The following is a 21,692-nucleotide window of genomic DNA, read 5'->3' as shown; positions in this document are numbered from 1 at the left end:
CTCGAGCCCATAGGCAATGTGCCGCCCGCAGAAGCCGAAGCCGCATTCCACGCTGCGCTGGAAACGCGCGATGTGGCCGCGTAGCTAACGAACATCGGCCTCCGGCAGACCCGGAGCGGTTCAATCCTTCTGTTCCTGCTGGCCCTGCGTCGCTCCGGCGAGCGATCGGGACGCCTTGCCGAACGCCTTGAAACCATGGAGAAGGCCGCTGATGCCCAAGGCCGAATGTTGGAGGCGGCGGCTCCTCGTCCTCACGATCGCGACGAGCTTGCCGAACGGCTGCGCGACGGCGGGTTTTGAAGCGAACGGCCTGGCGGCATGTCCACCGGTCGTGGAATACAGTTGGGAGATTCAGGCGCGAGCGGTAGAAGAATGGCGATGCCGAGGGGCGGCGCAATGCTAGTCCACCTGAAAAGCGGTGCTTCGGCACCGGGTTAACCTGGGATCCTATTCAACCCCTTTGAGCTTCGAGCCTGCTCTGAAGTGTGTCGGCGTCTTGCCGGTCCATCGCTTGAATGCCCGGTCGAGGGCAGCCGGGCCGGAGAGACCTACCTGAAGGGCAATTTGCGCGATGCGTAGGGTCGTGTTCGACAAGAGGTCTTCCGTGATACTCTGGCGCACGTCATCCTTTATCTGACTGTAGGAGGTGCCCTGCGCCCACAGGGTGCGCTGGATGCGGCGTGGATGCATGCGGCAGATCGAGGCGAAGTCGTTCAGTGTCAGATCCTGATAAGCGATGTTGTCCTTCAGCATGCCGCGAAGATAGGTAAGGGTCGCTTCGCTGGCGCCATCTGAGGCAAACTCCGCTCGTGACTTTTCCACCAGGTCCCAGTCCAGCGAGAATGGTGCCCAAAGCCAGTGCGGCGGAAATGAAATCCGCAAGCCGTCGATCTGCGATGTGATCAGCGCCTGTTTCGGAAGAAAACCCGGCAGAAGCCCCCGGGTGGACGGCACCGTGATCAGGATGTCTTTCGGGTCGAAGGCGTCCCCGATCCCCTTCCGGATCAAGGTGACATACAGGGAGACGCCGATTGCATCGAGTTGCGTGGACGGCTCGGGCATGCTCACGGCGCGGTGGATTTCGAAGGCCGCAATGCCCGGGGTGATCGACACGGAATACCGCACGTTATCAACCTGCTTCGAGACTTCCACCACCAGGCGGGACAGAAAGTCTCCAAGGTTGATGGCGTGGGTTACCGAGTCCCGGAACGCGGGCGTTCCTTTCCCGGCGGTTTCGATCGCCACCTTCGCGCCGAAATGCTGATCGCCGAGCGTTTCCGCCATGTCCTCCAGAGCCGAATAGCAGGCGGACGCCTCAACGAGCATCGCGGGGTCGCTCAGCGCGCCGAGGGGAATCCCGTGTCGGACCAGCAGCGCTTCGATATCGCCGCCCCGCGCGGTGAATGCCCTTGCCAGCGGCGCCAAAATCAGCATCCCGCGCGTGAATTTCGGGTCGGATTTCCTGTGCATCGGTGCCGCTCCCTCAAGGCCCTGAGGATTAACCCTGCGGGACAGAATTATGACAGGCGTGGTGCGGGCGGCAAACATATTGCGCTCCGGGCATGTTATTTAACAGGCCGTCGCCACCCGCCGCCGGCGACGGCACCACGGCGCGGGCCATTCCGGAACGTGTTGGAGCCTCAAGATGTTGAGGGAAAATAACATGAAAGCCAAACATGCCCTGCTGACGGCAACACTTGTTGCCGGGCTGATGACGGCTTCGGCGGCGACCTTCGCCCCGGCCTATGCCCAGACAGCGGAAGGACAGTCCGTTGGAGCCGCGATCGAGCGGGTCGCGACGGGGCTTGCCGGGCACATCGGCTTTGCGGCGCAGGAAATCGGTGGCGACCAAGTCATCGCGTTCAATGGCGATGAGACCTTCGCCATGGCCAGCACCTACAAGGTTGCGATCGCCACTGCAATTTTGGACCGCGTGGACAGGGGGGAGCTGAGCCTCGACCAGATGGTCGAAATCACACCCGACATGATGATGATCGGGGACGCTGCACTCAGCGACACATTCGTGCACCCCGGGCTCCAGCTTTCGGTGGCGAACCTGATCGAGATCATGATCACGGAGAGCGACAACACCGCGACCGACACCTTGATGGGGCTGGCCGGCGGACCCGCGGCAGTGACCGAGAATCTGCGCAGGCTCGGGATCACCGATTTCAGGGTCGATCGGACGACCGGCGAGATCATCGGGGAATTCTATGGCCTGCCGGGACCCGCCACGATGAAGGTCGCCACTGAGGCTTTCAAGACCAGGCCAGAGCTTGCAACGATCGTAAGTGACCGCAATCTGGACTTCGAGGCGGACCCTCGCGACCAGGCAACGCCCCTTGCGATGCTGCAACTTCTGCTTGCCATCGACAGCGGCACGGCGATGAGCGCCGAGAGCCGCGACTTTTTGCTGGGTGTCATGTCGCGCACGCGCACCGGCGCAGGCCGGCTCAAGGGACTGCTGCCGAGGGGAACGCCGGTGGCGCACAAGACCGGAACCATAGGGGGAGTGGCCAACGACGTCGGCTACATCACGCTCCCCGACGGTCGTCGGTTTGCAATCGCCGTGTTCACCAAGAGCAGCGCGACATCCGAGGCGGACAGGGACCGGGCAATTGCCGAGGTCGCCCGCTCGCTGTTCGAATACTTCTACGTCGGGCAGATGGCGAAGCCTTAAGCGGGAAAACTTCGCCGTACAGTCTGTAGCGGTGCGATCTTGCACGGCGCAGACAGAACTCTCCGGGAAGAACCATCGTTATCCCGCCAGGAGAAATCCGGTGAAGACTCCAATGCAAAGGAAAAACCCAGTGAAGAACCTAATGAAACCACTACCTGCCCTGCTTGTTTCGTCACTGCTGTGCGTCACACCAGCACTCGCACAGCAGGCCATGACACAGGAAGAGGGCCAGGCGACCTTTGATGCGGTCCTCGCCGAAACTGCTGAACTGATCAAAGAAATGAACATCCCGGGGCTTGGTGTCGGGGTCATCCATGGGCCCAACACTTACAGCGCCGGAATCGGTGTCACCAAAGTAGGCACCGACGAGGCCGTTACTCCTGATACGCAGTTTCAAATTGGCTCTGTGACCAAAACCTTCCTTTCGACAGTGGCCCTGCAGCTGTCCGAACGGGGCCAGCTGGATTTGAACGCGCGTGTCGTCGACCTCCTGCCGTGGTTCCGGGTCGCGGATCCCGACGCAACGTCGAAAGCCCGGGTCGTTGACCTGTTCCACCATCGCGCTGGCTGGTATGGCGACCATGGATTTCTTCGTGTTCCTCCGGGCGGGTCGATCAGCGAGAAGGTCATGCTCCAGGCGGCTTACGTCGAGCAGCTCTATCCGTTCGGTCAAACCTGGATGTACAACAACACCAGCATCACCTTCGCGACCCATGTGGTGTCGCATGCCGGCGGAAAGCCGATCGAGACCCTGATCGAAGAGAACCTGTTGACTCCGCTCGGCATGGAGTCGTCATCCTTTAACTATGATGCCACCCCGCCGGCTGAAAACTACGCATGGGGTCATCCGCCAATCTACGGCGAAGGCAACATCAATGATCTCAAGCCGTACTACATTCCGTTGATCAGAGAGTCCGCAGCCTCCGGCGCGCTCCGGTCGACGATTAACGACATGCTGAAATACGCCCGCTTTCAGCTGGACGGCGCGGACGCCGCCGGGAACCAGCTGCTGTCCAAAGAAGCGCTGGACTATGCCCACGCTCCGGCAGTCGAGGCCGAGGCCGGCGACTTTACCGGGCTGACGTGGTTTGTCCACGACTATGACGGGGTCATCAGCCCCAGCCACGGCGGGAATTGGCCCGGCACGCGTTCCTTCCTGCAGTTGATCCCGGATCGCGACTTTGCCGTGGTGGTTTTGGTCCACAGCGATCGCGGAGCCGAGGCCTACAAGAAAGTTGCGAATGCAATGGTCAAAGCCTTCACGGGAATCGAGGCCGACTCTCCGGTCGCAGCGGGCGTTGATCCGGCTGTCCTCGGCCCGTTCGTCGGCGTCTTCAAGGGGAATTCCCAAAACATCGAGATCCGGAAAGAGGGCGACGAGTATGTGTTTGTGCAGTTCTCCGCATTGACCAAGGGAGCGGATCCCGCGCCGGCCAATGTGGCCAACACGGCTGATGGCTATTTTATCATCACCGAAGGCCCGAACGAGGGTGCCCTTGGCGAATTACTCGAAGATCCGTCTGGCGAACTCAACTACGTGCGATTCAACCACCGGATCTTCATTCGGTCCGACGGAGCGGTCGACGAATTCTCGCTCTCCGGGTCGGTCTTCGAATAACCGGGGCCACAAGAGCCACGGATCAAGTGGAGGGGCGATCCTGCACAGTGCAGATCGAACTCTCCATCGAACGCGCTGCATCGACAACATGAGGCTCCAACGCCGAAACCAAAACCAAAGAACCTGACTGCGGCGCGTGGCGTCGCCGTCTGCATCGCCCCGCCGGAATGGAGAGGAGAAAACAACATGACCAAAAACGAGATCACCCGCAGGGAGTTCAACGTCGGTGTTGCCGCGGGTGCGGCCGCCATTGGGTCCGCCGGTAGAGCCTTGGCGCAGACGAGGGAGCCATTCGACCTTGTGATCCTTGGCGGGCGGGTGATGGACCCCGAGACTGGGTTCGACCAGGTCGCGAATGTCGGCGTGCGCGCAGGTCGGATCGTCTCTATCACAGTCGAACCGCTCGAAGGCGGCCGCCAGATCGACGCCAGCGGCCATGTCGTCGCCCCCGGCTTTATCGACACGCATTTTCACTGGCCCCGGCCCATGGGCAACAAGCTCGCGCTGCTCGACGGGCGAACGACGGTTATGGACCTCGAGATCGGGACGCTCGGAACGATGGTGGACGACTGGTACGCGGAGCGCACCGGTGCCAACCAGATCAACTACGGCTGCGCCAGCTGCCACGAATTCGCGCGTACCTTGGTGCTCGACGGCATCACGACGATCGATGCGCCCGAGGCCATGAACCATCGCGGCTCGGACAAGTCTGGCTGGTCCCATACCCGCCCGGACCTCGACAAGGGCAACGAGATCCTGCGCGTGCTCGATGCGGGTCTCGCCGCGGGCGCGGTCGGCATCGGCTCGACGCTCGGCTACATGCGAGACGGCGCATCGGCACGCGAAGTGTTCGAGATCCAGCGGGTCGCCGCCGCCTATGGACGGCCCTGCGGCTTCCACTTCCGCTACACGCCCGGCACGGACACGAGCGAAGCGAACGGTATCCAGGAGATGCTCGCGAACGCAGCCGCGCTCGGCGCGCCCGCCATCGCCTGTCACTTCAACAACCCCGGCTACAACCTCGTGCACGAGCTGCTGGTGCGGATGCGCGCGCAAGGCCACAACATGTGGGGCGAGCTCTACCCCTACGCGGCAGGCTCAACGGCGCTGAACGCCGTCTTCCTCGAACCGGAGATCTGGGTAGATCAGCTCGGCTACAAGTACGAGGAGACTATCCAGGATGCGCTGACCGGGGAATGGTACACGCAGGAGAGCCGCACGGAGATGATGGCGCGCGAGCCCGCGCGGCTGGTGCTGGCCTACAAGATGCCTGAGAGCGCCATCGTCGACTGGCTGCGGCTGCCTGACGTGGCGATCGCGTCAGACGGGATGCCGATCCTCGACGACAGCATCACATGGGATACGCCCTTCGAGGATCTGCCCAACACCCACCCACGCGGGGCCGGCACCTGCGCGCGGACGTTGCGCATGGGGCGCGAGAACGGCATCCCCCTGATGCAGAGCGTCGCCCAACTCAGCTGGAACTCGGCGCGCCCGCTCGGTCTTACGGGGCTGAGGGCGATGCAGGAGCGCGGGCGGATGCAGGAGGGCATGATCGCCGACATCACGATTTTCGACCCGGAGACAGTGACCGACAACGCCACCTACGCGCAGGGCAATCTGCCGTCCTCCGGCATTCCCTTCGTGATCGTCAACGGCGTGGTGGTGGTCGATGGCGGCGAGGTGCTGCGCGGCGTGAACCCAGGCCAGCCGATCCGCAACGAGCCGCAGGAAAGCTTGTTCGAGCCACTGGACGTCCATGCATGGACACAGGCCTTCTACGCCGTTCCGCAGGATTTCGGTGGCGGCGTGCCGAACTCGCAACCGGCCTACGACCCGCGCGTGATCCCGTGCTGCCAGTGACGCTGCATAAGGGGAAGCGCTCTTGCCAGATCGAAGGTCCGGCCAGCCGCAGAGTAGACCTTCGGTCACGACGCGGCGAGTGTCTGGTTGCCATCCTGCGGGACGAATGCTGCGCCGGACCCCAATGTCTGAGAAGGGTCTGAACTGCCGATCGCTGCTACCTTCACGAACGCGCGCTTCAGCTTGCTTGGCCGGAGTGACCCGACTGCCCCGCCAATTCAACCGGGAACGGATTCAACAGGCTCGCCAGCGTCGCCCCCGGCCCCTTCTTCCCGTCCAGAATGGCCTCGACGATGTCCGGCGCGAGCAGCGTCAGGCGCAGGACACGTGTCATGTACGAGGGCGCGATCCCCTCACGTTCGGCCAGTTCGGCGGTGGTGGCAAACTCGCCCGACTCCAACATCGGCTTCCACCGGAGGGCGCGCGTCAGCGCCTTGAGCAGCACGCTGTGGCGTCTCAATGTGGAGAAGGTTGGACGTCAGGCTCATCCCCTCCGCCACTTTCCGCCTGGAAGGCGTCGTTTTCTAAGATATTTTCGACAGCTCGCCGCCGGGCGCCCCACAACTCACCCCACGAACGAACTCTGCTGCGATCGCACCGTTTGGCACGGAGCCCGGTTGCCGCTTGAATGCACATCGCCACTGTGTCCTCTGACAAAGCGGTGTAGCGCCAGACACGTTGATCCGGCCCCGAACCCGCAGCCGCCCCCTGGGGGTAGCCGTATGACATGTGGGTTCTTGTCGGACCGACGCGCCCACAAAGTTTCGCTATCCCAATCTCGTCCTCGCGGCGCTTCGACCGAAATGGCGACCGCGTCCCCACGGAATGCCGTCCGAACCACGGAACGTCGCCCTCTCGCACCTGGTCGCGAGCGCATCATCCGCATGGCGGAGGCGCTCGTCAGCATCGCCGGCGCCCCCATGCTCATCCAGCATCGAAACGATGCGCTCAGCGATGAGCTCTGCGTGAAGAACTTCGGCAACCACAGCGGCAGTCGCTTCCAGACCCGAGCCCTGCAAAGCCCCCTCCCCGCTTCCTCCTGCGGAGCCATTTACCGGGTCGGTCCGCTTGGCGACTTTATCCTTCCCCCTCTTCGGTGATCCGGCGTCTGGTCGTATAGGCGGGAAGCCGTCGTTCGTCGCGATCGGCACGAACGACCGCTGCGGGCCAGGAGAGACTTGCGTTTCGGCGGCGGGAGAGATGGCTTGCGAACGGGACGCAGCAAGCGCCCGGCGCTATCCCGGGCGCGCGCGGCTCGGCGGTGCGCCGGTCCAGCGGCGGTAGGCGCGGCTGAAGCTGCCCGGGTGGCCGTAGCCGAGTTCGGCGGCGACCTGGGACAGGGCGTGGGCGCCCGTGCCCACCCGGGCGAGACCCGCGGCCTGGCGCGCCTCGTCGAGGATCTCGAAGAAGCTGGCGCCTTCCTCGGCGAGCCGGCGCTGGAAGGTTCGCCGGCTCATGCCCCCGCTGGCGGCCAGGTCGGCGAGCCGGGGCGTCGCGAAGGGAAGCATCGCGCGCACCAGCAGGCGAACGCCGTGCGCCAGCGTGCCGTCGCCGCGCAGGTCCGGCCAGAGGGGATCGGCCGCGACGTCCTGCGGCTGGGGGCCCGGGCGGGGAAGCGGCCGGTCGGCCAGACCCGCGGGCACGTGGATCTCCAGCGCGCCCTCCGGAGCGACCTCGAGGGCCGCGCCGAACCAGGGAGCGAGATGGGCCAGCCCCGCCTCCGGGTGAGGCCGCATGGAGATCCTGAGCCCCTCCAGCGCCCTTGGCGAGGCCAGACGGCACAGCGAGGCCACGATCGAGGCCACGTATTGCTGGACATAGTGGGCCGAGGCGTCGTCGCCGAAGCGGGTCGACCACAGGTCCGACAGGCGAAGCCCCTCCGGCCCGGAGGCGATCACGATCATCTCGTGGGTGCAGTGGCGGTGCATGTTGGCCGACGCACGCTCCAGCCCGTCGCGCAGGCGCGGCGCACCTAGGGCGCAATCGCCGAGCGGTCCGATGTCCTGGATGCCGTGGTCCGCGGCGGCTCGCGCCGGCAAGTCGGCGCCCTCGCGCTCCGACGCCCGCGTCAGCAGGGCGAGGCCGGCCGCCAGCGGGATGGGGGTCGCGGGCGATCCGCGCGGGAGCCAGCCGAGCCCTACGTCCGAGAGCGTCGCGTCGACGGGGCGGTCGTGCCGCTCCATCCAGTCGAGCAGCGGCGACACCGCCCCCGAGCATATCAGCGGAAACGTCGCCATCCCGTCCTCCCGCGCGCGCCTGCCGCCACCCTCGTCGATTTTGGCGCGGGATGCGAAGCGAGTTTCCGCCAAGTAGGTTAACCTCGCGTCGTTTGGCAAGCCGCAGCGTCTTGCGGCAGGGGGGAAGGGCGACGATGAACATCTTCGCGAAAGGCGCCGCGTCCGCGGCGCTGGTCATGCTCGCGGCCGCGCCGGCGGCGGCGCAGGACAATCGGCATGTCGGGATCACCGGGGCCGCATCGGAGGCCAACACCGCCGGCGGGCTCGACCGGCGCGCCTACTCTCCCTATGCCGACAGGAGCTTTCCAACGCGGCCGTTCTTCGGCGACACCCACCTGCACACCTCGTTCTCGATGGATGCGGGGGCCTTCGGAGCGCGCCTGGGCCCACGGGAGGCCTATCGCTTCGCGCGCGGCGAGCAAGTGACCTCGAGCACGGGACAGCCGGTGAAGCTGTCGCGCCCGCTCGACTTCCTGGTCGTCGCCGACCATTCGGACAACATGGGCTTCTTCCCGGCGCTGATGTCGGGCAAGCCGGACCTGCTGGCGGACCCGACCGGGCGGCGCTGGTACGACCTGATCCGCTCGGGCCAGGGCAACACCGCCGCGATGGAGGTGATCGTCGCCTTCTCGCACGACAAGTTCCCCAAGGCGCTGCTCTTCGATCCGGGGTCGCTGGGCTACAAGGACGCCTGGCAGCAGACCATCGACGCGGCCGAGGAGTTCAACGATCCCGGGACCTTCACCGCCTTCATCGGTTACGAGTGGACCTCGAACACCGACGGGAACAACCTGCACCGCAACATCATCTACCGCGACGGCGCGGCCCGCGCGCAGCTGATGCAGCCCTTCACGGTGCTGAAGCCCCAGGGCAGCGACGATCCGGTCGACCTGTGGAAGTGGATGGCCGCCTATGAGGAGAAGACCTCGGGCAGCGTGCTGGCGATCCCCCACAACGGGAACCTGTCCAACGGGATCATGTTCCCGACCGAGCAGGCCTTCGGCAAGGCGCTGGACGCCGAGTACGTGGAGAGCCGCGCCAGGTGGGAGCGGCTCTACGAGGTCAGCCAGACCAAGGGCACCGGCGAGTCCCACCCGATCCTGTCGCCCAACGACGAGTTCGCGGACTTCGAGCTCTGGGACAAGGGCAACCTCGACGGAAGCGTGGCCAAGACGAACGACATGCTGACCCGCGAATATGCGCGCGAGGCGCTCAAGACCGGCCTGGCGCTGGAGAAGCAGCTGGGGACCAACCCCTACAAGTTCGGCATGATCGCCAGCAGCGACGCGCACACCGGCCTCGCCGCGATGGAGGAGGAGAACTTCTTCGGCAAGACCGTGCCGCAGGAGCCGAAGCCGGAGCGGATCTCCGCCACCTTCGTGGCCAACCTCAAGACCGGCGTGCGGATCATGGACTGGGAGGTCGGGGCCTCGGGCTACGCCGCGGTCTGGGCGACCGACAACACCCGCGAGGCGATCTGGGACGCCATGCAGCGGCGCGAGACCTACGCCACCACCGGCCCGCGGATGATCGTGCGCTTCTTCGGCGGCTGGGAGTTCACGGAGGCGGACGCCGAGGACCGGATGCCCGCCTTCATCGGCTACGCGAAGGGCGTGCCGATGGGCGGCGACATGGCGCCCCCGCCCGAGGGCGCGGCCGCCCCCACCTTCCTGGTCGCCGCCCTGCGCGATCCGATCGGCGCCAACCTCGACCGCATCCAGATCGTCAAGGGCTGGATGGACGCCGCCGGGGAGCTGCACGAGACGATCCATGACGTGGCCTGGTCGGGCGATCGCGCGCCGGACGCGACGACGGGCAAGCTGCCCTCCGTCGGCGACACGGTCGACGTGGCCGCCGCGACCTACACCAACACCATCGGCGCCCCGGAACTGATCGCCACCTGGTCCGACCCGGAGTTCGACGCGAGCCAGTCGGCCTTCTACTACGCCCGCGTGATCGAGATCCCGACGCCGCGCTGGACCGCCTACGACGCCGCGCGCTTCGGCGTGACGGGGCCCGAGGGCACGCGCATGAAGATCGTCGAACGCGCCTACACCGCACCGATCTGGTACACCCCGGCGAAGTGAACGCCCCCGGCGCGCGCGCTCTGTGCGCGTCGGTCCCCCCTCCGTCCCCGTCTTCGCCCGAGCGCTCGACCCGCCTCGGCTTCCGCAAGACCGCGCGCCTCGGGCCCGGCCGCCAGGAGATTTTCCAGAATGATCCGCACGACCCGTTCCGCCGGATGGAGCGCCGCCCTGCTGCTGGGGGCCGTCCTGCTGGCCGGCTGCAGCGGCGCGCCCGTGGCGACCGAAGCCCGATCGACCACCGTCTCCGAGAGCGTCGCCTCGGTCGAGTCGATCGATCGCGCGACCCGCCAGGCGGTGCTGGTCGCGGACGACGGCGAGCGCATGGCCGTCACCGTCGACCCCGCCGCGGGACCGCTGGACGAGGTGTCGGCCGGCGATCTGGTGCAGGTGGTGGTGGTGGACCGCGCCGTCGCGCGCCTCGCCTCGCCCGAGGAGATGGACGCGGCCGCGCTTGTCGCCACGGTCGTGGGCCAGCGCGAAGGCCGCCCGGCCCGCGACGGCCTGCTGGCGACCCGGCAGATCGTCGAGGTCGTCGAGGTCACCGCCCCCGGCGACACGGTGCGCTACCGCGACGCCGACGGCGAGGTCCATACGATCACGGTCGAGAAGGCCGAGAACCGCGCCTTCGCCCGCAGCCTCTCGCGCGGGGACGAGGTGGTGATCGACATGGTCGCCACGGTCGCCATCTCCACCATCGGCCAGAACTGAGCCGTCTCCACGCGGGGCGGCGACGGCCGTCGCCCCGCCCCTCCGGCCGCCAGAGCCTTCGGCCGATCAGTATGGGCGATCCCGATGACTCTCTTCCGCATTCCGAATTCCCCGCCCGCATCCCGGCCGCGCCGCCGCGCCTTCGTTGCGGGCTTGGCGCTTCTGGCGACCCTGTTCGGGCCGGGAAGCGCCGCCGCGCAGTCGGACGAATGGACCTACCGCGCCACGGTTTACGGCTGGTTCTCGGCGCTGGACTCCAGCGTGGAGACCCGGCGCGGCAAGGTCGAGACCAGCCTGGACTTCGGCGACGTCTGGGATGCGCTCGACTTCGCCGGCTTCGCGGCCGTCGAGGCCCGCAGGAACCGCTGGAGCCTGCTGGCCGACATCAACTACAGCGCCCTCGGCGGAAGCGAGCCGACGCCCTTCGGCGTGCTGTTCAGCCGGGCGGAGGTCGACACCACGCTGCTGGTCGTCTCGGGCTACGTCGGCTACGCGCTGGTCGACACGCCCTCGATCCGCCTCGATGCGGCGGCCGGGCTGCGCTACATCGACCTCGATTTCGACACGCGCCTGGTCGCGGCGGCCGCCGCGCGCAACCGCGCCTTCTCGTCCTCGGACGGCTGGGTCGACCCGGTGGCGGGCCTGCGCCTTCACGTCCCGCTGACCGAGCGGCTCGGGTTCGACGCCTTCGGCGACGTCGGCGGCTTCGGCATCGGCGGCGCCTCGAGCCCCAGCTGGCAGATCTACGCCGGCCTCGGCTGGCGGGTCGGGGAGTCCTGGTCGCTGCGCGCCGGCTGGCGGTCGATGACCATCGACAAGGAGATCGACGGCCGCGACGTCTCGGTCGGCGTCCATGGCCCGGTCGCGGGGGTCTCCATTGCGTTCTGACGACGACGCGGCCGCCCGCGGGACAGGGCGGAGGGGGGGCGCGATCCTGCGCGCCGTCCTGGGCGAGCCTTTGCTGCACTTCGTCGTGCTCGGAGCCGGGATCTTCGCGCTCTTCGCCGTTCTGGACGACGCCCCGCCCCCGGCGGCGGCCGACCGGCTGGAAGTGACGACCGCCGACGCGGCGCGCCTCGCCGCGACCTTCGAGGCGACCTGGGGCCGCCCTCCTGCAGCCGACGAGCTCGCCGCGCTGGTCGATCGGCACGTCTCCGAAGAGGTGCTGGTGCGCGAGGCCCGCGCCCTGGGGCTCGACCGGGACGACGCGGCCGTGCGCCAGCGCCTGGCCCAGAAGATGCGCTTCGTGCTGGAGAGCGTGGCGGAGCACGAGCCGAGCGACGCCGACCTGCGCGCCCATCTCGCCGAGAATCCCGACCGGTTCCTCCGCCCGCCTCTCATCGCCTTCGAGCAGGTGCGGCTGGACGACGCCGGAGACGCCGACGCCGCCCTTTCCCGCCTGCGCGAGGGAGCCGCGCCCGAGACGCTCGGCGCACGGTCCCTGTTGCCGGCGGCGATGCCGCCCAGTCCGCCGGAGGTCGTCGACCGCACCTTCGGCCCCGATTTCTTCGCCCGGCTGGCGGCGCTGCCCCCGGGCGAATGGCAGGGCCCGGTGCAGAGCGCCTACGGCGTCCATGCCGTCCGCATCGTCGTCTCCACTCCCGGAGGCCTCCCTCCGCTGGACGAGATCCGCGAGGCGGTCGCGCGCGACTGGCGCGCCGCGCTGCGCGAACAGATGGCGCAGGCCCGCATCGAGGCGCTGAAGGCCCGCTACGAGGTCATCCTGCCGGACCTCGACGCGGCGGCGGCGAACCGATGAGACGCCTGCTTTCGATCCTCCTCCTGGCGCTGGGCGCGTTGGCGGCTCTGTCGCCGCTGCCCGCCCAGTCCCACGCGCTGGAGCCCGGCTTTCTGGAGCTGACCCCCCTCGCCGGGCAGGAGTGGCGCGCGACCTGGCGTCGGCCGGAGGTCCAGGGCCGCCCGATGCCCATCGAAGCCCTGCTTCCCGAGGGCTGCGTCCCGCGGCGCGGACCGCCGCCCGTCAGCGACGGGCGGGCCTTCGTTTCGGGCTGGATCGCCCGATGTCCGCACGGCATCGCCGGCGGCGAGATCCGTATCGAGGGGCTCGAGGCGACCCGCACCGATGTTCTGGTCCGCTATATCCTTGCCCCCGGCGGCGCGGTGCAGAGCGATCGGCTGACGCCCGACGCGCCCGCCTTTTCGCCGCCGCCGCCGAGGGGGCCGGCCGCGCTGCTGCTCGACTACGGCCGCCTGGGGTTCGAACACATCCTCGAGGGGTTCGACCACCTGCTGTTCGTCGCCGCGCTTCTGCTGCTGGTGCGACGGCTTCGTCCGCTGGCCGCGGCGATCACGGCCTTCACGCTCGGCCACAGCCTGTCGCTCGCGGCGGCGACGCTGGGCTGGCTGATCGTGCCCGCCCCTCCGGTCGAGGCGTCGATCGCGCTCTCCATCGCGGTGCTGGCGGCGGAGCTCGCCCGTCCGCCCGGCCGCGGCCTGCGGCTGACCGCGCGCCACCCCTGGGCGGTCGCCGCCGCCTTCGGTCTCCTGCACGGTCTGGGCTTCGCGGGCGCCCTGCGCGAGATTGGCCTGCCGCGGGGCGACGTCCCCCTGGCGCTGCTCGGTTTCAACCTCGGCGTAGAACTCGGCCAGCTGGCCTTCATCGCCGCGGTCCTGACCGCCCTGCGCCTCCTGACCCGCCTGGTCCCTCTCCCCGCCGCGACCCGGCGTCTGGCCGCCTACGCGACCGGGACCCTCGCCGCCTACTGGACCATCGAGCGGCTCGGCGCGATGCTCGCCTGAGGGACGCCCTGCGCGCCAGAGCCGGAGACCTTCGGACCGGACGCTGAAGCGCCGGACCTCTCGCTTCGTTCGATGCGGACGTCTCGAGGCCCAGGCCCAGGTTTCTGCGACGGGCCGCGGAGGGCGCCTCGCTGCCGTATATCGGCGTCGAGCGGGAAGCAGACATTTGATTGGAGCCATTTGAATGTCGGTTTTGGGCCGAAAGTGTCTTGGCCGCGTCGAGCGGATCCCCTCTTGTCACCGGGCGGCGGAGCGACGACGCGAGTCCTAGCCTTGGATGCCCTGGTTCGCGCACACCTCAGAAAGAGTGCGGTGGCGTGTCCCACGGCGGTATCCCCAAGTCTTCATTCGCAGGTGGGGCCAACGGGGCCGCCGGGGCCAACCCCTGCGACAGGAAAGGCCCCGGACGTCTCCGCCCCTACGGCTGGATCCAGAGCCCCGCCGCCCGCCTAGAGGTCCCCGCCCTCCTCGCCCTCGATGATCGCACGGAGTGCCGTCGCGTGCACAGCGTAGACCCGGGGGCGCTCGCCGTTCACTCGGGGCGCTTTCGTCGTCAGTCGACCGTCGGCATCGCGGCGGATGACGCCGAGATCGGCCAGGCGCCGCGCCGCGCGCTGGGGATCCAGTCCGCGCATTGTCTCCTCTTTCCAGATCGCCGGCTTCACGTAGCAGCTCGCGCCATCGAACCAACCGGCCATGTCCCGCACGGGCGACGGATTGAGGCGACCCGCGGCTTGACCGATGGCGACGAAGCGCGACGAACCGTACCGCTCGATGACCTTGGAAAGCTGCTCCACGATCTCCTGCATCTCGTGGCTCTCGCGACCGCCCCTGCCCTCCAGCCAGACTCGGAACACGGTGAGGACGGCTCCCTCGACGGCCTCTTCGGTCCACCCGACGATCCCTCTGGCGACGGCGAAGCTGCCGGCGGCGAAGATCAGGGCGAACCGGTCGAGCGCGCGGGAGACCTGGGCATCCATGCCGTCGAGCCCGACCCGTTCGATTGCCAGCAGGCGAAAGCGCTCCATCCGCTCGCGGCAGAACCTGCGCGCGGCGTCCGGGTCGGCGATGATCGCTTCCACGAACGCAGGGCCGGCCGCCCCGCAGCTTTCGGCGGTCAGGTCATTCAGCCTGTTGGCGACGGCCCCGCCGTCCGCATCGCCGTGCAGATCGTCGAAGACGCCATGCGCCCGATCGTCGATCGGCAGGTCAAGGAAGCGGACATGCCGACCGGCATACGTCTTGCCGCCGGCCTCCGCGACCTTGCGCTCGAGGCTCTGCTCGCCCGACGACAGGAAGTTCAGCCTCCAGGTCGCCTGCCTGCGGGCCGTGCCATTCTTGTTGGCGCGCACCTTTCCCCTGCCGTTGGCCAGCATGCAAGCGGCTGCGCCTGCCTCGCGGCCGTGCACCTCCCCGAGCTCGTCCAGAACCAGGAGCGTGCCGTTGCAGACCGACGCGACGCCCTCGAGGCCGTTCGCCGTGGCCCGCCATGTCTGGATGAAGTCCGCAGACCCCCAGACGGACGCCGCGACTTTCTGAATCGTGGTCTTGCCGCGGCTGGAGGCGCCGCGCAGGTGGAAGCCGCCGCCGGGCACGTTCAGCAACTCGAGCAACGGGCCCGAGAGCGCGACCAGGACGCCGAACATCACCGCGGGATCGCCAAGGCGGCGCTCCCCGATCGACCCGTCCCAATCGGAGAGGCCCCCTCGGCTGGTCATGGCCTGGGCGGCGTCGGCGTCGCTTTCGTGCCGTCGGATCACGTCACGCCTGCCGAGCGCCCGGTCGCCGCCGAGAACGAAGGCGTCGCACGCGTCGTCGACCCAGCCCATGCGCTCCACGACCAGAGCCCTGCGGGAAGGTTTCCACCTCTGCAGAAGGGTGTTGAGAGCCGACCGGCCCTTCGGCGAGGACTCGAGTTCGAAGCCCACCGACATCAATTCCTCTCGCAGCGCGGTCCCGTCGCCGGCGAACGGACGGGCCGGCGGATTCCACCTGTGAACACTGCCGTCAGGGTCCGTGATCTCGAGGACGCGCCCCCAATTGCCGCCATGGGCATCGCAGCTCAACGCGACGACCTTCACCGGCGAGCACAGGAACCGCGGCTGCTCTTCGCCTTTCTCGTCCTTGTCGAGCCGGAATATCCCGCTCTTGCGCAGCACGAAGCCCCTGGGCAGGCCGGCGGCCCCGGCGGCCCCGGTGGCCCCGCCGCGAGAGACGCTGCTCCCGAGCGCCGCGATGTCCAGCCAGGCAAGCGCCTGCTTAACGACCGGCTCGCCCATGAGGTCGGCGAGCGTGTTGAAGCCGAACACCGGGACGTCGCCCCGCACGAGGCGCGCAGCCGCGTCCTTCGCTTCGGCGAGCCTGGCGCCGAGCTCGGGGGCGCCGCCAGCCGCGACGCTGACCGCGTGCACCAAGGCGGCGACCGCCTCCACGTCCCAACCCTCCCGCAGCAGCATGCCATGCAACGCCATGGGGTAGTCATTCCGGCCGTGCGGCGGGCCCCAGCGCCTCGCGAGCAGCGCTACTGCCGCCGTCCGCCGGGCGGCCGACAGCAAGTCGGTCCCGTCGATTACGGCCGGGTCGCCGCCGACGTCCCACTCGACCGTCTCGCCGCCGGGATGGGTGGAGCCGGCCTGCTGACGGTTCGGTCGACATCCATGCCACTGCCTTGGAGCTAACGAAGAAGTGCCCTTTGGAGATGAAGAAGCGCCGCCATTTCCTCGAGCGCTTCAAGCGGCAGGCCGTCGAGCGTGCGCTCGAAAGCCAACCGCTCTTGCCCGAGGCCGAGGACCTGGGTCGTCACGAGACGGTGTTGCGGTGAGAGGGGATTCCGTTCTCGAACCCGGTCTGCACGGCGGCCCGCGATGCAGGTCCCGTCTTCGGCGGACCCGACCGCGGCGGACACGCCTCTGCAACGGCAGTTATCGCAGGCGCGGATGGAGGTCGCCATCCTAGAAAACGCCGCGCTCGTCGTCGGAGCGGCCAGCCGGCGAAGCACCGGTTGGGCGATGAGAATCGTGGCGTCTGGCCTGTCCGCATGCATTGCCAGGTGCTGGGCGCGTCGCCAAGCGGCTGCCAGTCCTTGCGGCACCTGCCTGAGAGCAGGCGCGCCGTTGCGAACCGAGGGTTGCTGGCGGAGACCCGGGCGCTCCATGCCGCGAGCCGAGCGATCTATGACGAACCACGCATGCCCGCGCGCTTGCGCGCGCACGAAAGATCTGTCGGCCGCCACCGGATCGCGCGACTGATACGCAGGGCGTGACCGCGCGGACCCATGGTCATGCCCCGAGGGTGCGCATGACCGACAGTCGCCAGGGCCACCCGATCGCGCCGAACCGTTTTCGCCGTAGCTTCACCGTGCCGAGGCCGAACCAGCGCTGGCTCGTCGAGCCGACCTATGCGCGCCCCGGCGTCGGCAGGCACTCGCGGGGCTTGCGCGGCCCCGCGGGAACCATGGTCAGCTTCACCTCGCGGCGCGGATCGACAGGCCTGACCGCAAGGTCGTCGGCGGAGCGGCGCGCGACACGCTGAACTCCTGCATCGCGTTCGAGGCGCTGGAGGCGGCCGTCGAAACACACCAACCTGCGCCAAGGCTCGTTCGTCATTGCGACTGGGGCGTCTGGGACGCAACGGGCGCATCCCTCTTATCACCATGCAGCCGCAGGGCCCACGCCATTCAAGTGAACGGCATCGATAACGCGCCGATGGAGAACGTCGTTCACATTCTCGACCTCGAGCGCATCCGCCATCGCATTTTCGCCGCCAGAACCGAGGCACGCTGCGACGTCTTCGTTTGCATCGAGAGCTTCAGCAATTCTCGGCGGCGGCATGCCGCGACAGGTTGCCGCTCGCCGGCCAACATGGAGCTAATGGCGGCCTGACGCCGTCCGCATTTCAAACCGCGCACAACCCAATTCCGCCGTTGGAAAACTTGCCGGCGCATTCGGGGCCCGCCCCGTCGCCCATAGCTGCGCGAGGACGCGAGGCCGAAGGGAGGCGACGCGCGAGCGGCCTCGGGAATCGGGACGACCCGCCGCATCCTGACGGTGCCGCGTACAGGCCCCCGCACCGACCGCTCCCGCTCGCCGGCAGGGGCGGAAATCGGAGATGTGGATCCGATCGCCTGCCGAAAGGCTCTCCGCGGCATCGTCCGCCGGCAGGTTCCTGATCGGCCAACCGCGGACTTCGTCGACTTGCTCGGAGGACGTCCGCTTCGGCCCCGCCCTCAAGATCGCGCATGCCCTTGACGAGCAATCCCTCGACTCGACGGGCGGGCCAGAGATCCACGACGGCGGGACCGGGCGCGACGGTCGTATAGGCGAGCCGCGTCCCTCAGGCGAACAGGGCGCCTAGCCACTCGATGACCCGGAACGCGGCCATCGCGCCGATGGCGTAGGCGGCGAAGCGAGGCGCGGCGGCGGGGACGGAGTGAGGCGGCGAAGCGCCGCGAGGGTGGCCAGGATCGCGGCGACGAAGGCGAGCTGGCCAAGCTCGACGCCGAATTTGAAGCACAGCAGCGCCAAGGGGACGTCGCCCTGAGGAAGGCCGATCTCCCGCAGGGTGCCGGCGGAGCCGAAGCCGTGGAGGAGGCCGGAGGCGAAGGCGATCGCCCAGGGGTGGCGGGAGGCGAGGCTGGGGCGGCCCTGGCGCAGGTGGATCGCCTCCACGGCCAAGACCAGGATCGAGAGGGCGATCAGGGTCTCGACCGGGGGCGGCGACAGGGAGACGTAGCCGAGGCTCGCCAGCGCCAGGGTGACGGAATACGCGGCTGTGAAGGCGGTGACCGTCTTCAGCGGCATCGACCAGCCGCGCACCGCCAGCGGCAGGGCGGCGACGAAAGCGAGGTGGTCGATGCCGGCGAGGATGCGCTCGACGCCCAGGCAGGTGCTGGTCGCGGCGGCCTGGAAGGGCGAGGGCGCGCGTTGGAACTCGACTGCGGGGGCGCTCGGCTCGAGCAGGACGCCATGGCGGGCGTCGTCGAGAAGCGAGCGGTTGACCAGCGCCTCGAGCGCGGCGCTCTCCAGTCCCTCGATGCGCAGGCTGGTCCCTCGCGGCGGGGCGTCGCCGTCGAGGGCGTGACGGAACAGGGCGAAGCCGTCGACGACGCGCTCACCCGGCATAGGGATCAGGGTGAAGGCGGGACGGATCGCGGAGACCGGGCCGTCGCGGGTCGGGGCCTTCCACAGCAGGTCGTAGCGGCCGGGGGCGCGTTCCTCGATCTGCAGGTAGGCGGGGCGGATCTCATGCGCCTGGACCGGGCTGGCGGCGGCCAGGAGCAGGAGGGGCGCGAGCACATGGCGCGTCGGGGGGGGGGACCCGCGACAGGGCCACGGCCGGGGCCGGGGCCAGGCGCTTCGGGGTCGGGGCGGGGCTGGCGCGGCTGGAAGCCTCCATGCGAGGGGCCGTGGCTGCGCGAACGCGCGGCTCGTCGGCTCGGGCACGCCCTGCGCCTTGATGCGCAGGTCGTATTTCGCCAGCAGCTCCCGGAACATGCCGTCCTGGGCCTCGAACCCGGCGTAGCAGCCGCACCGGCGGTCGACCGGCTCGCGGACCTCCTCGAACGGGGCGAGGCGGGCGGGCTGGCGTTCGCTCACCCGCACCAGGTGCAGGCCGAGGCCGGAGCGGACCGGGCCCGTCCCTTCGCCCACCGGCATCTCGGAGAGGGGTTCGGCGAAGCCCCGCCCGAAGGCGTTTTCGAGCGGCTGCGCAGGGGTGTCGCCCAGGCGTTGGGCAGCGAGAGCTTGTTGCGCCGGTCGGGCGGCGGCGCCTCGCCCGCGCGCAGGGCGGCGAGGCGGGCGTCGTCGGCCTTGGAAGGCAGGTGGAGGACCTGCTGGAAGGCGAAGACCGGCGGCAGGGTGAAGAGGTCCGCCCGCTCGGCATGGAGGGCGCGCACTGGTCCTCCGTCGAGGGCCGCAATAGGGCGCCCAGGTCGCTCGCCACCGCGTCCATCTTCTGGGCGAGGCGGGTGCGGATGATCTCGTCGTCCAGGTCGAGGCCCATCGCCAGCGCCTGGCGACGAAAGACTTCCTGGCGCAGGAACGCTCGACGGTGGCGGCGACGTCGGCGGGGCGGGGTCGCGCCGCCACCGGGCGCGCTGCAGGGTCGTCAGGTGGTCGAGGCGGCCTGGTCGAGCACGATGACCTGGCGATCCTCGACCGGGCCCGCGGGCGCGAGCCGGTACCAGGCGGCGAAGAGGATCGCCCCGCCGCCAGGAAATGCACCAACGGCTCGCGCAGGAACGCCCGCAGCGGGGTCCCGGCGCATCGGTTCGGGTCGCGCTACCTCAGTTCAAAACGTGCCGGATCGGCGAGACCCAGGCCCGTTCGACGATCTCGCGCTTCACCTCCGGGGGATAGGTCGCGCCGGCGTTGATTTCGTCGTAGAGGGTCCAGCCGGCGGTCGGCAGCGGCAGGGCGCGGACGTTGCGGAAGGCCTGCTGGTCGCGGTTCCGGTCAGGGTCGGTCAACACGCCCACCCATTCCGGATCGCCCCTCTCGGCGCCGAAGGCGCCGGTGGCGAGGTCGATGGGCGCGTCGATGGGGGTCACGGTTCCGTCGGCCTGCCGCCGGTCGCCCGAGGCGACGACGTCGAAAATCGCGTCGTGCCGCTTGCTGTTCTCGACCCGGCCCATGACGATCTGGATGCGGTCGAGGTTCGGCCCGATCGGGTCCTTCATCGCCCAGACCGGGGACTGGGGCGCCTCGGTCCCCGCGTCGTCGCCGCCCATCGGCAGGCCCTTGGCGTAGCCGTCGGCCGCTATGGCGTCGCAGCTGTCGCAGCGCTCGGCGATGCCCTGGCCCGCGAAGACGCGCACCTTCGCAGGGGCCGGAGGTGGCGAAGGTCTCCTTCACGAAGCCGCGGCCGCTGAACGGCTGGATGGCGACGGCGCTCTCGAAATCCGCGAACTCGTCGTCGGGCCGAAGTTGGGCGCCGCTTCCGAGTCGCCCTTCGTCTGCGTCATCTCGATCAGCGGCTCCGTGCTGGAGCGCCGCTCGGCGTAGGCTTTGCCGATGGGCACGCCTCTCAGGCTCGCCTCGGCGAAGTTCAGGCCCTTGGATTCGTTGAAGTTGCGGGGGATCGCGACGACCTGTTTCCCATCGTCGCGCTGCGCCTGCATCCAGGCGCGCAGCGCTCGGGGTCCACCGCCCTAGTTGGACGAGAACGGAACGTCCGGCATGTTGGCGTCGCGGAAGAACACGTTGCGATGCTGGTTCGAGCAGCCGGGGGCGGAGGTCCACTCATGGGCGTGGATCGTGGTGAAGACGCCGGGCGCGCCCTCGTTCATCAGGCTGCAGGCCTCGCCGATGAACTTGGAATGGTCGGTGACGGCGACGAAATCCAGCGGCCGCTCGATGCGGTGCAGGCTGCCGTCGACCATGATCGCCTCGTCCTTGTCGAAGGGACAGGCGTCGGCGGGGGGCGGGCTGTTGCCGGCGATGAAGGCGTCCATCAGACGCCGACGTGCACGTGCTGCCCGCCGAGTTACGCCTTTCTCAGCGGGTTGCGCGGGGCGTCTGCCTGGGACGCCTGCGCCAGGGCCGGCAGGGGGAGCGGCCAGCGGCAGGATCGCGCAGATGCGGGCGCGCAGGCGGGGGAGCACGGGCGATGGCGAACATGGGACGATGTCTGGACCAACCGAGCCGCGGCTCGCGCGACGGCTGAGCGAGGGGACGGGTCTTCGGCATGCAGGATGCCGCGGATCGTGGGAGGAAACCGCCCGCCTATGGGACATTCGAGAC

The 21,692-nt window shown here is 68.6% G+C and carries 18 protein-coding genes and 2 pseudogenes; 11 read left to right on the top strand and 9 right to left on the bottom strand.

What is annotated here, in order from left to right; translation table 11 throughout:
- Positions 1–447: 447 nt before the first annotated feature.
- Complete coding sequence (locus P2H44_RS14770) at positions 448–1,470, bottom strand: AraC family transcriptional regulator (RefSeq protein ID WP_275764564.1); 1,023 nt, start codon at positions 1,468–1,470, stop codon at positions 448–450.
- Between the two features lie 193 nt (positions 1,471–1,663).
- Between P2H44_RS14770 and bla the strand changes: the two genes are divergently transcribed.
- The 3 genes from bla to P2H44_RS14755 all read left to right on the top strand — a co-directional run bounded on the left by bla (position 1,664) and on the right by P2H44_RS14755 (position 6,161).
- The gene (bla, locus tag P2H44_RS14765) at positions 1,664–2,680 is read left to right on the top strand and encodes a class A beta-lactamase (RefSeq protein WP_275764562.1); all 1,017 of its coding nucleotides are present in this window, start codon (positions 1,664–1,666) and stop codon (positions 2,678–2,680) included.
- Between the two features lie 100 nt (positions 2,681–2,780).
- Positions 2,781–4,298, top strand: coding sequence for a serine hydrolase domain-containing protein (locus tag P2H44_RS14760; RefSeq protein ID WP_275764560.1), 1,518 nt, complete (start codon positions 2,781–2,783; stop codon positions 4,296–4,298).
- Positions 4,299–4,484: 186 nt separating this feature from the next.
- Positions 4,485–6,161 carry an amidohydrolase family protein gene (locus tag P2H44_RS14755; protein WP_275764558.1) on the top strand — a complete coding sequence of 559 codons (1,677 nt, stop codon included), beginning with the start codon at positions 4,485–4,487 and terminating at the stop codon, positions 6,159–6,161.
- A gap of 178 nt (positions 6,162–6,339) precedes the next feature.
- Here the strand turns inward: P2H44_RS14755 and P2H44_RS14750 are convergent, their stop codons facing one another.
- Positions 6,340–6,606, bottom strand: coding sequence for a hypothetical protein (locus tag P2H44_RS14750; protein WP_462976289.1), 267 nt, complete (start codon positions 6,604–6,606; stop codon positions 6,340–6,342).
- A gap of 790 nt (positions 6,607–7,396) precedes the next feature.
- A complete protein-coding gene (locus P2H44_RS14745; RefSeq protein ID WP_275764556.1) occupies positions 7,397–8,398 on the bottom strand; it encodes a helix-turn-helix transcriptional regulator in 1,002 nt (333 codons plus the stop codon).
- 134 nt (positions 8,399–8,532) lie between these two features.
- Here P2H44_RS14745 and P2H44_RS14740 point away from each other — a divergent pair, with 134 nt between their 5' ends.
- The 5 genes from P2H44_RS14740 (at position 8,533) to P2H44_RS14720 (ending at position 13,953) form a co-directional block, all read left to right on the top strand.
- The gene (locus P2H44_RS14740; protein ID WP_275764555.1) at positions 8,533–10,485 is read left to right on the top strand and encodes a DUF3604 domain-containing protein; all 1,953 of its coding nucleotides are present in this window, start codon (positions 8,533–8,535) and stop codon (positions 10,483–10,485) included.
- Positions 10,486–10,614: 129 nt separating this feature from the next.
- Complete coding sequence (locus P2H44_RS14735) at positions 10,615–11,193, top strand: hypothetical protein (protein ID WP_275764554.1); 579 nt, start codon at positions 10,615–10,617, stop codon at positions 11,191–11,193.
- 153 nt (positions 11,194–11,346) lie between these two features.
- Positions 11,347–12,081 (top strand): porin family protein, encoded by a 735-nt coding sequence (locus P2H44_RS14730; protein ID WP_275764553.1) that lies wholly within the window; start codon positions 11,347–11,349, stop codon positions 12,079–12,081.
- A 70-nt stretch (positions 12,082–12,151) separates the two neighbouring features.
- Positions 12,152–12,952, top strand: coding sequence for a peptidylprolyl isomerase (locus tag P2H44_RS14725; RefSeq protein ID WP_275764552.1), 801 nt, complete (start codon positions 12,152–12,154; stop codon positions 12,950–12,952).
- Positions 12,949–13,953 (top strand): HupE/UreJ family protein, encoded by a 1,005-nt coding sequence (locus P2H44_RS14720; RefSeq protein ID WP_275764551.1) that lies wholly within the window; start codon positions 12,949–12,951, stop codon positions 13,951–13,953. The genes P2H44_RS14725 and P2H44_RS14720 overlap by 4 nt, the downstream gene beginning before the upstream one ends.
- A 449-nt stretch (positions 13,954–14,402) precedes the next feature.
- On the opposite strand, the gene P2H44_RS14715 is transcribed toward P2H44_RS14720, so the two are convergent.
- Complete coding sequence (locus tag P2H44_RS14715; protein ID WP_275764550.1) at positions 14,403–16,424, bottom strand: DUF927 domain-containing protein; 2,022 nt, start codon at positions 16,422–16,424, stop codon at positions 14,403–14,405.
- 221 nt (positions 16,425–16,645) lie between these two features.
- On the opposite strand from P2H44_RS14715, the gene P2H44_RS14710 reads away from it, so the two are divergent.
- The 3 genes from P2H44_RS14710 to P2H44_RS14700 all read left to right on the top strand — a co-directional run bounded on the left by P2H44_RS14710 (position 16,646) and on the right by P2H44_RS14700 (position 17,834).
- Positions 16,646–16,774 (top strand): hypothetical protein, encoded by a 129-nt coding sequence (locus P2H44_RS14710; protein ID WP_275764549.1) that lies wholly within the window; start codon positions 16,646–16,648, stop codon positions 16,772–16,774.
- 476 nt (positions 16,775–17,250) lie between these two features.
- Positions 17,251–17,484 (top strand): hypothetical protein, encoded by a 234-nt coding sequence (locus P2H44_RS14705; RefSeq protein WP_275764548.1) that lies wholly within the window; start codon positions 17,251–17,253, stop codon positions 17,482–17,484.
- A gap of 149 nt (positions 17,485–17,633) precedes the next feature.
- Positions 17,634–17,834, top strand: a complete 201-nt coding sequence (locus P2H44_RS14700) for a hypothetical protein (protein WP_275764547.1) — start codon at positions 17,634–17,636, stop codon at positions 17,832–17,834.
- Between the two features lie 468 nt (positions 17,835–18,302).
- Here the strand turns inward: P2H44_RS14700 and P2H44_RS14695 are convergent, their stop codons facing one another.
- The 5 genes and pseudogenes from P2H44_RS14695 to P2H44_RS14675 form a co-directional block, all read right to left on the bottom strand.
- Positions 18,303–19,247 (bottom strand): HupE/UreJ family protein, encoded by a 945-nt coding sequence (locus tag P2H44_RS14695; protein ID WP_275764546.1) that lies wholly within the window; start codon positions 19,245–19,247, stop codon positions 18,303–18,305.
- 309 nt (positions 19,248–19,556) lie between these two features.
- Positions 19,557–20,039, bottom strand: a pseudogene (locus P2H44_RS25560) (hypothetical protein); the annotation flags it as partial.
- Between the two features lie 19 nt (positions 20,040–20,058).
- A complete protein-coding gene (locus P2H44_RS14685; RefSeq protein ID WP_275764544.1) occupies positions 20,059–20,217 on the bottom strand; it encodes a hypothetical protein in 159 nt (52 codons plus the stop codon).
- Between the two features lie 19 nt (positions 20,218–20,236).
- Entirely contained in the window at positions 20,237–20,767 is a 531-nt protein-coding gene (locus P2H44_RS14680; protein ID WP_275764543.1) for a DUF3604 domain-containing protein, read from the bottom strand.
- 33 nt (positions 20,768–20,800) lie between these two features.
- Positions 20,801–21,403 (bottom strand): annotated as a pseudogene (locus tag P2H44_RS14675) (DUF3604 domain-containing protein).
- Between the last annotated feature and the right edge of the window lie 289 nt (positions 21,404–21,692).

The sequence above is a fragment of the Albimonas marina genome (genome assembly GCF_029223255.1).
GTDB lineage: Bacteria > Pseudomonadota > Alphaproteobacteria > Rhodobacterales > Rhodobacteraceae > Albimonas.
The sequence above is the reverse complement of the archived record's forward strand: the minus strand, read 5'-3'. Positions and strand labels throughout refer to the sequence as shown.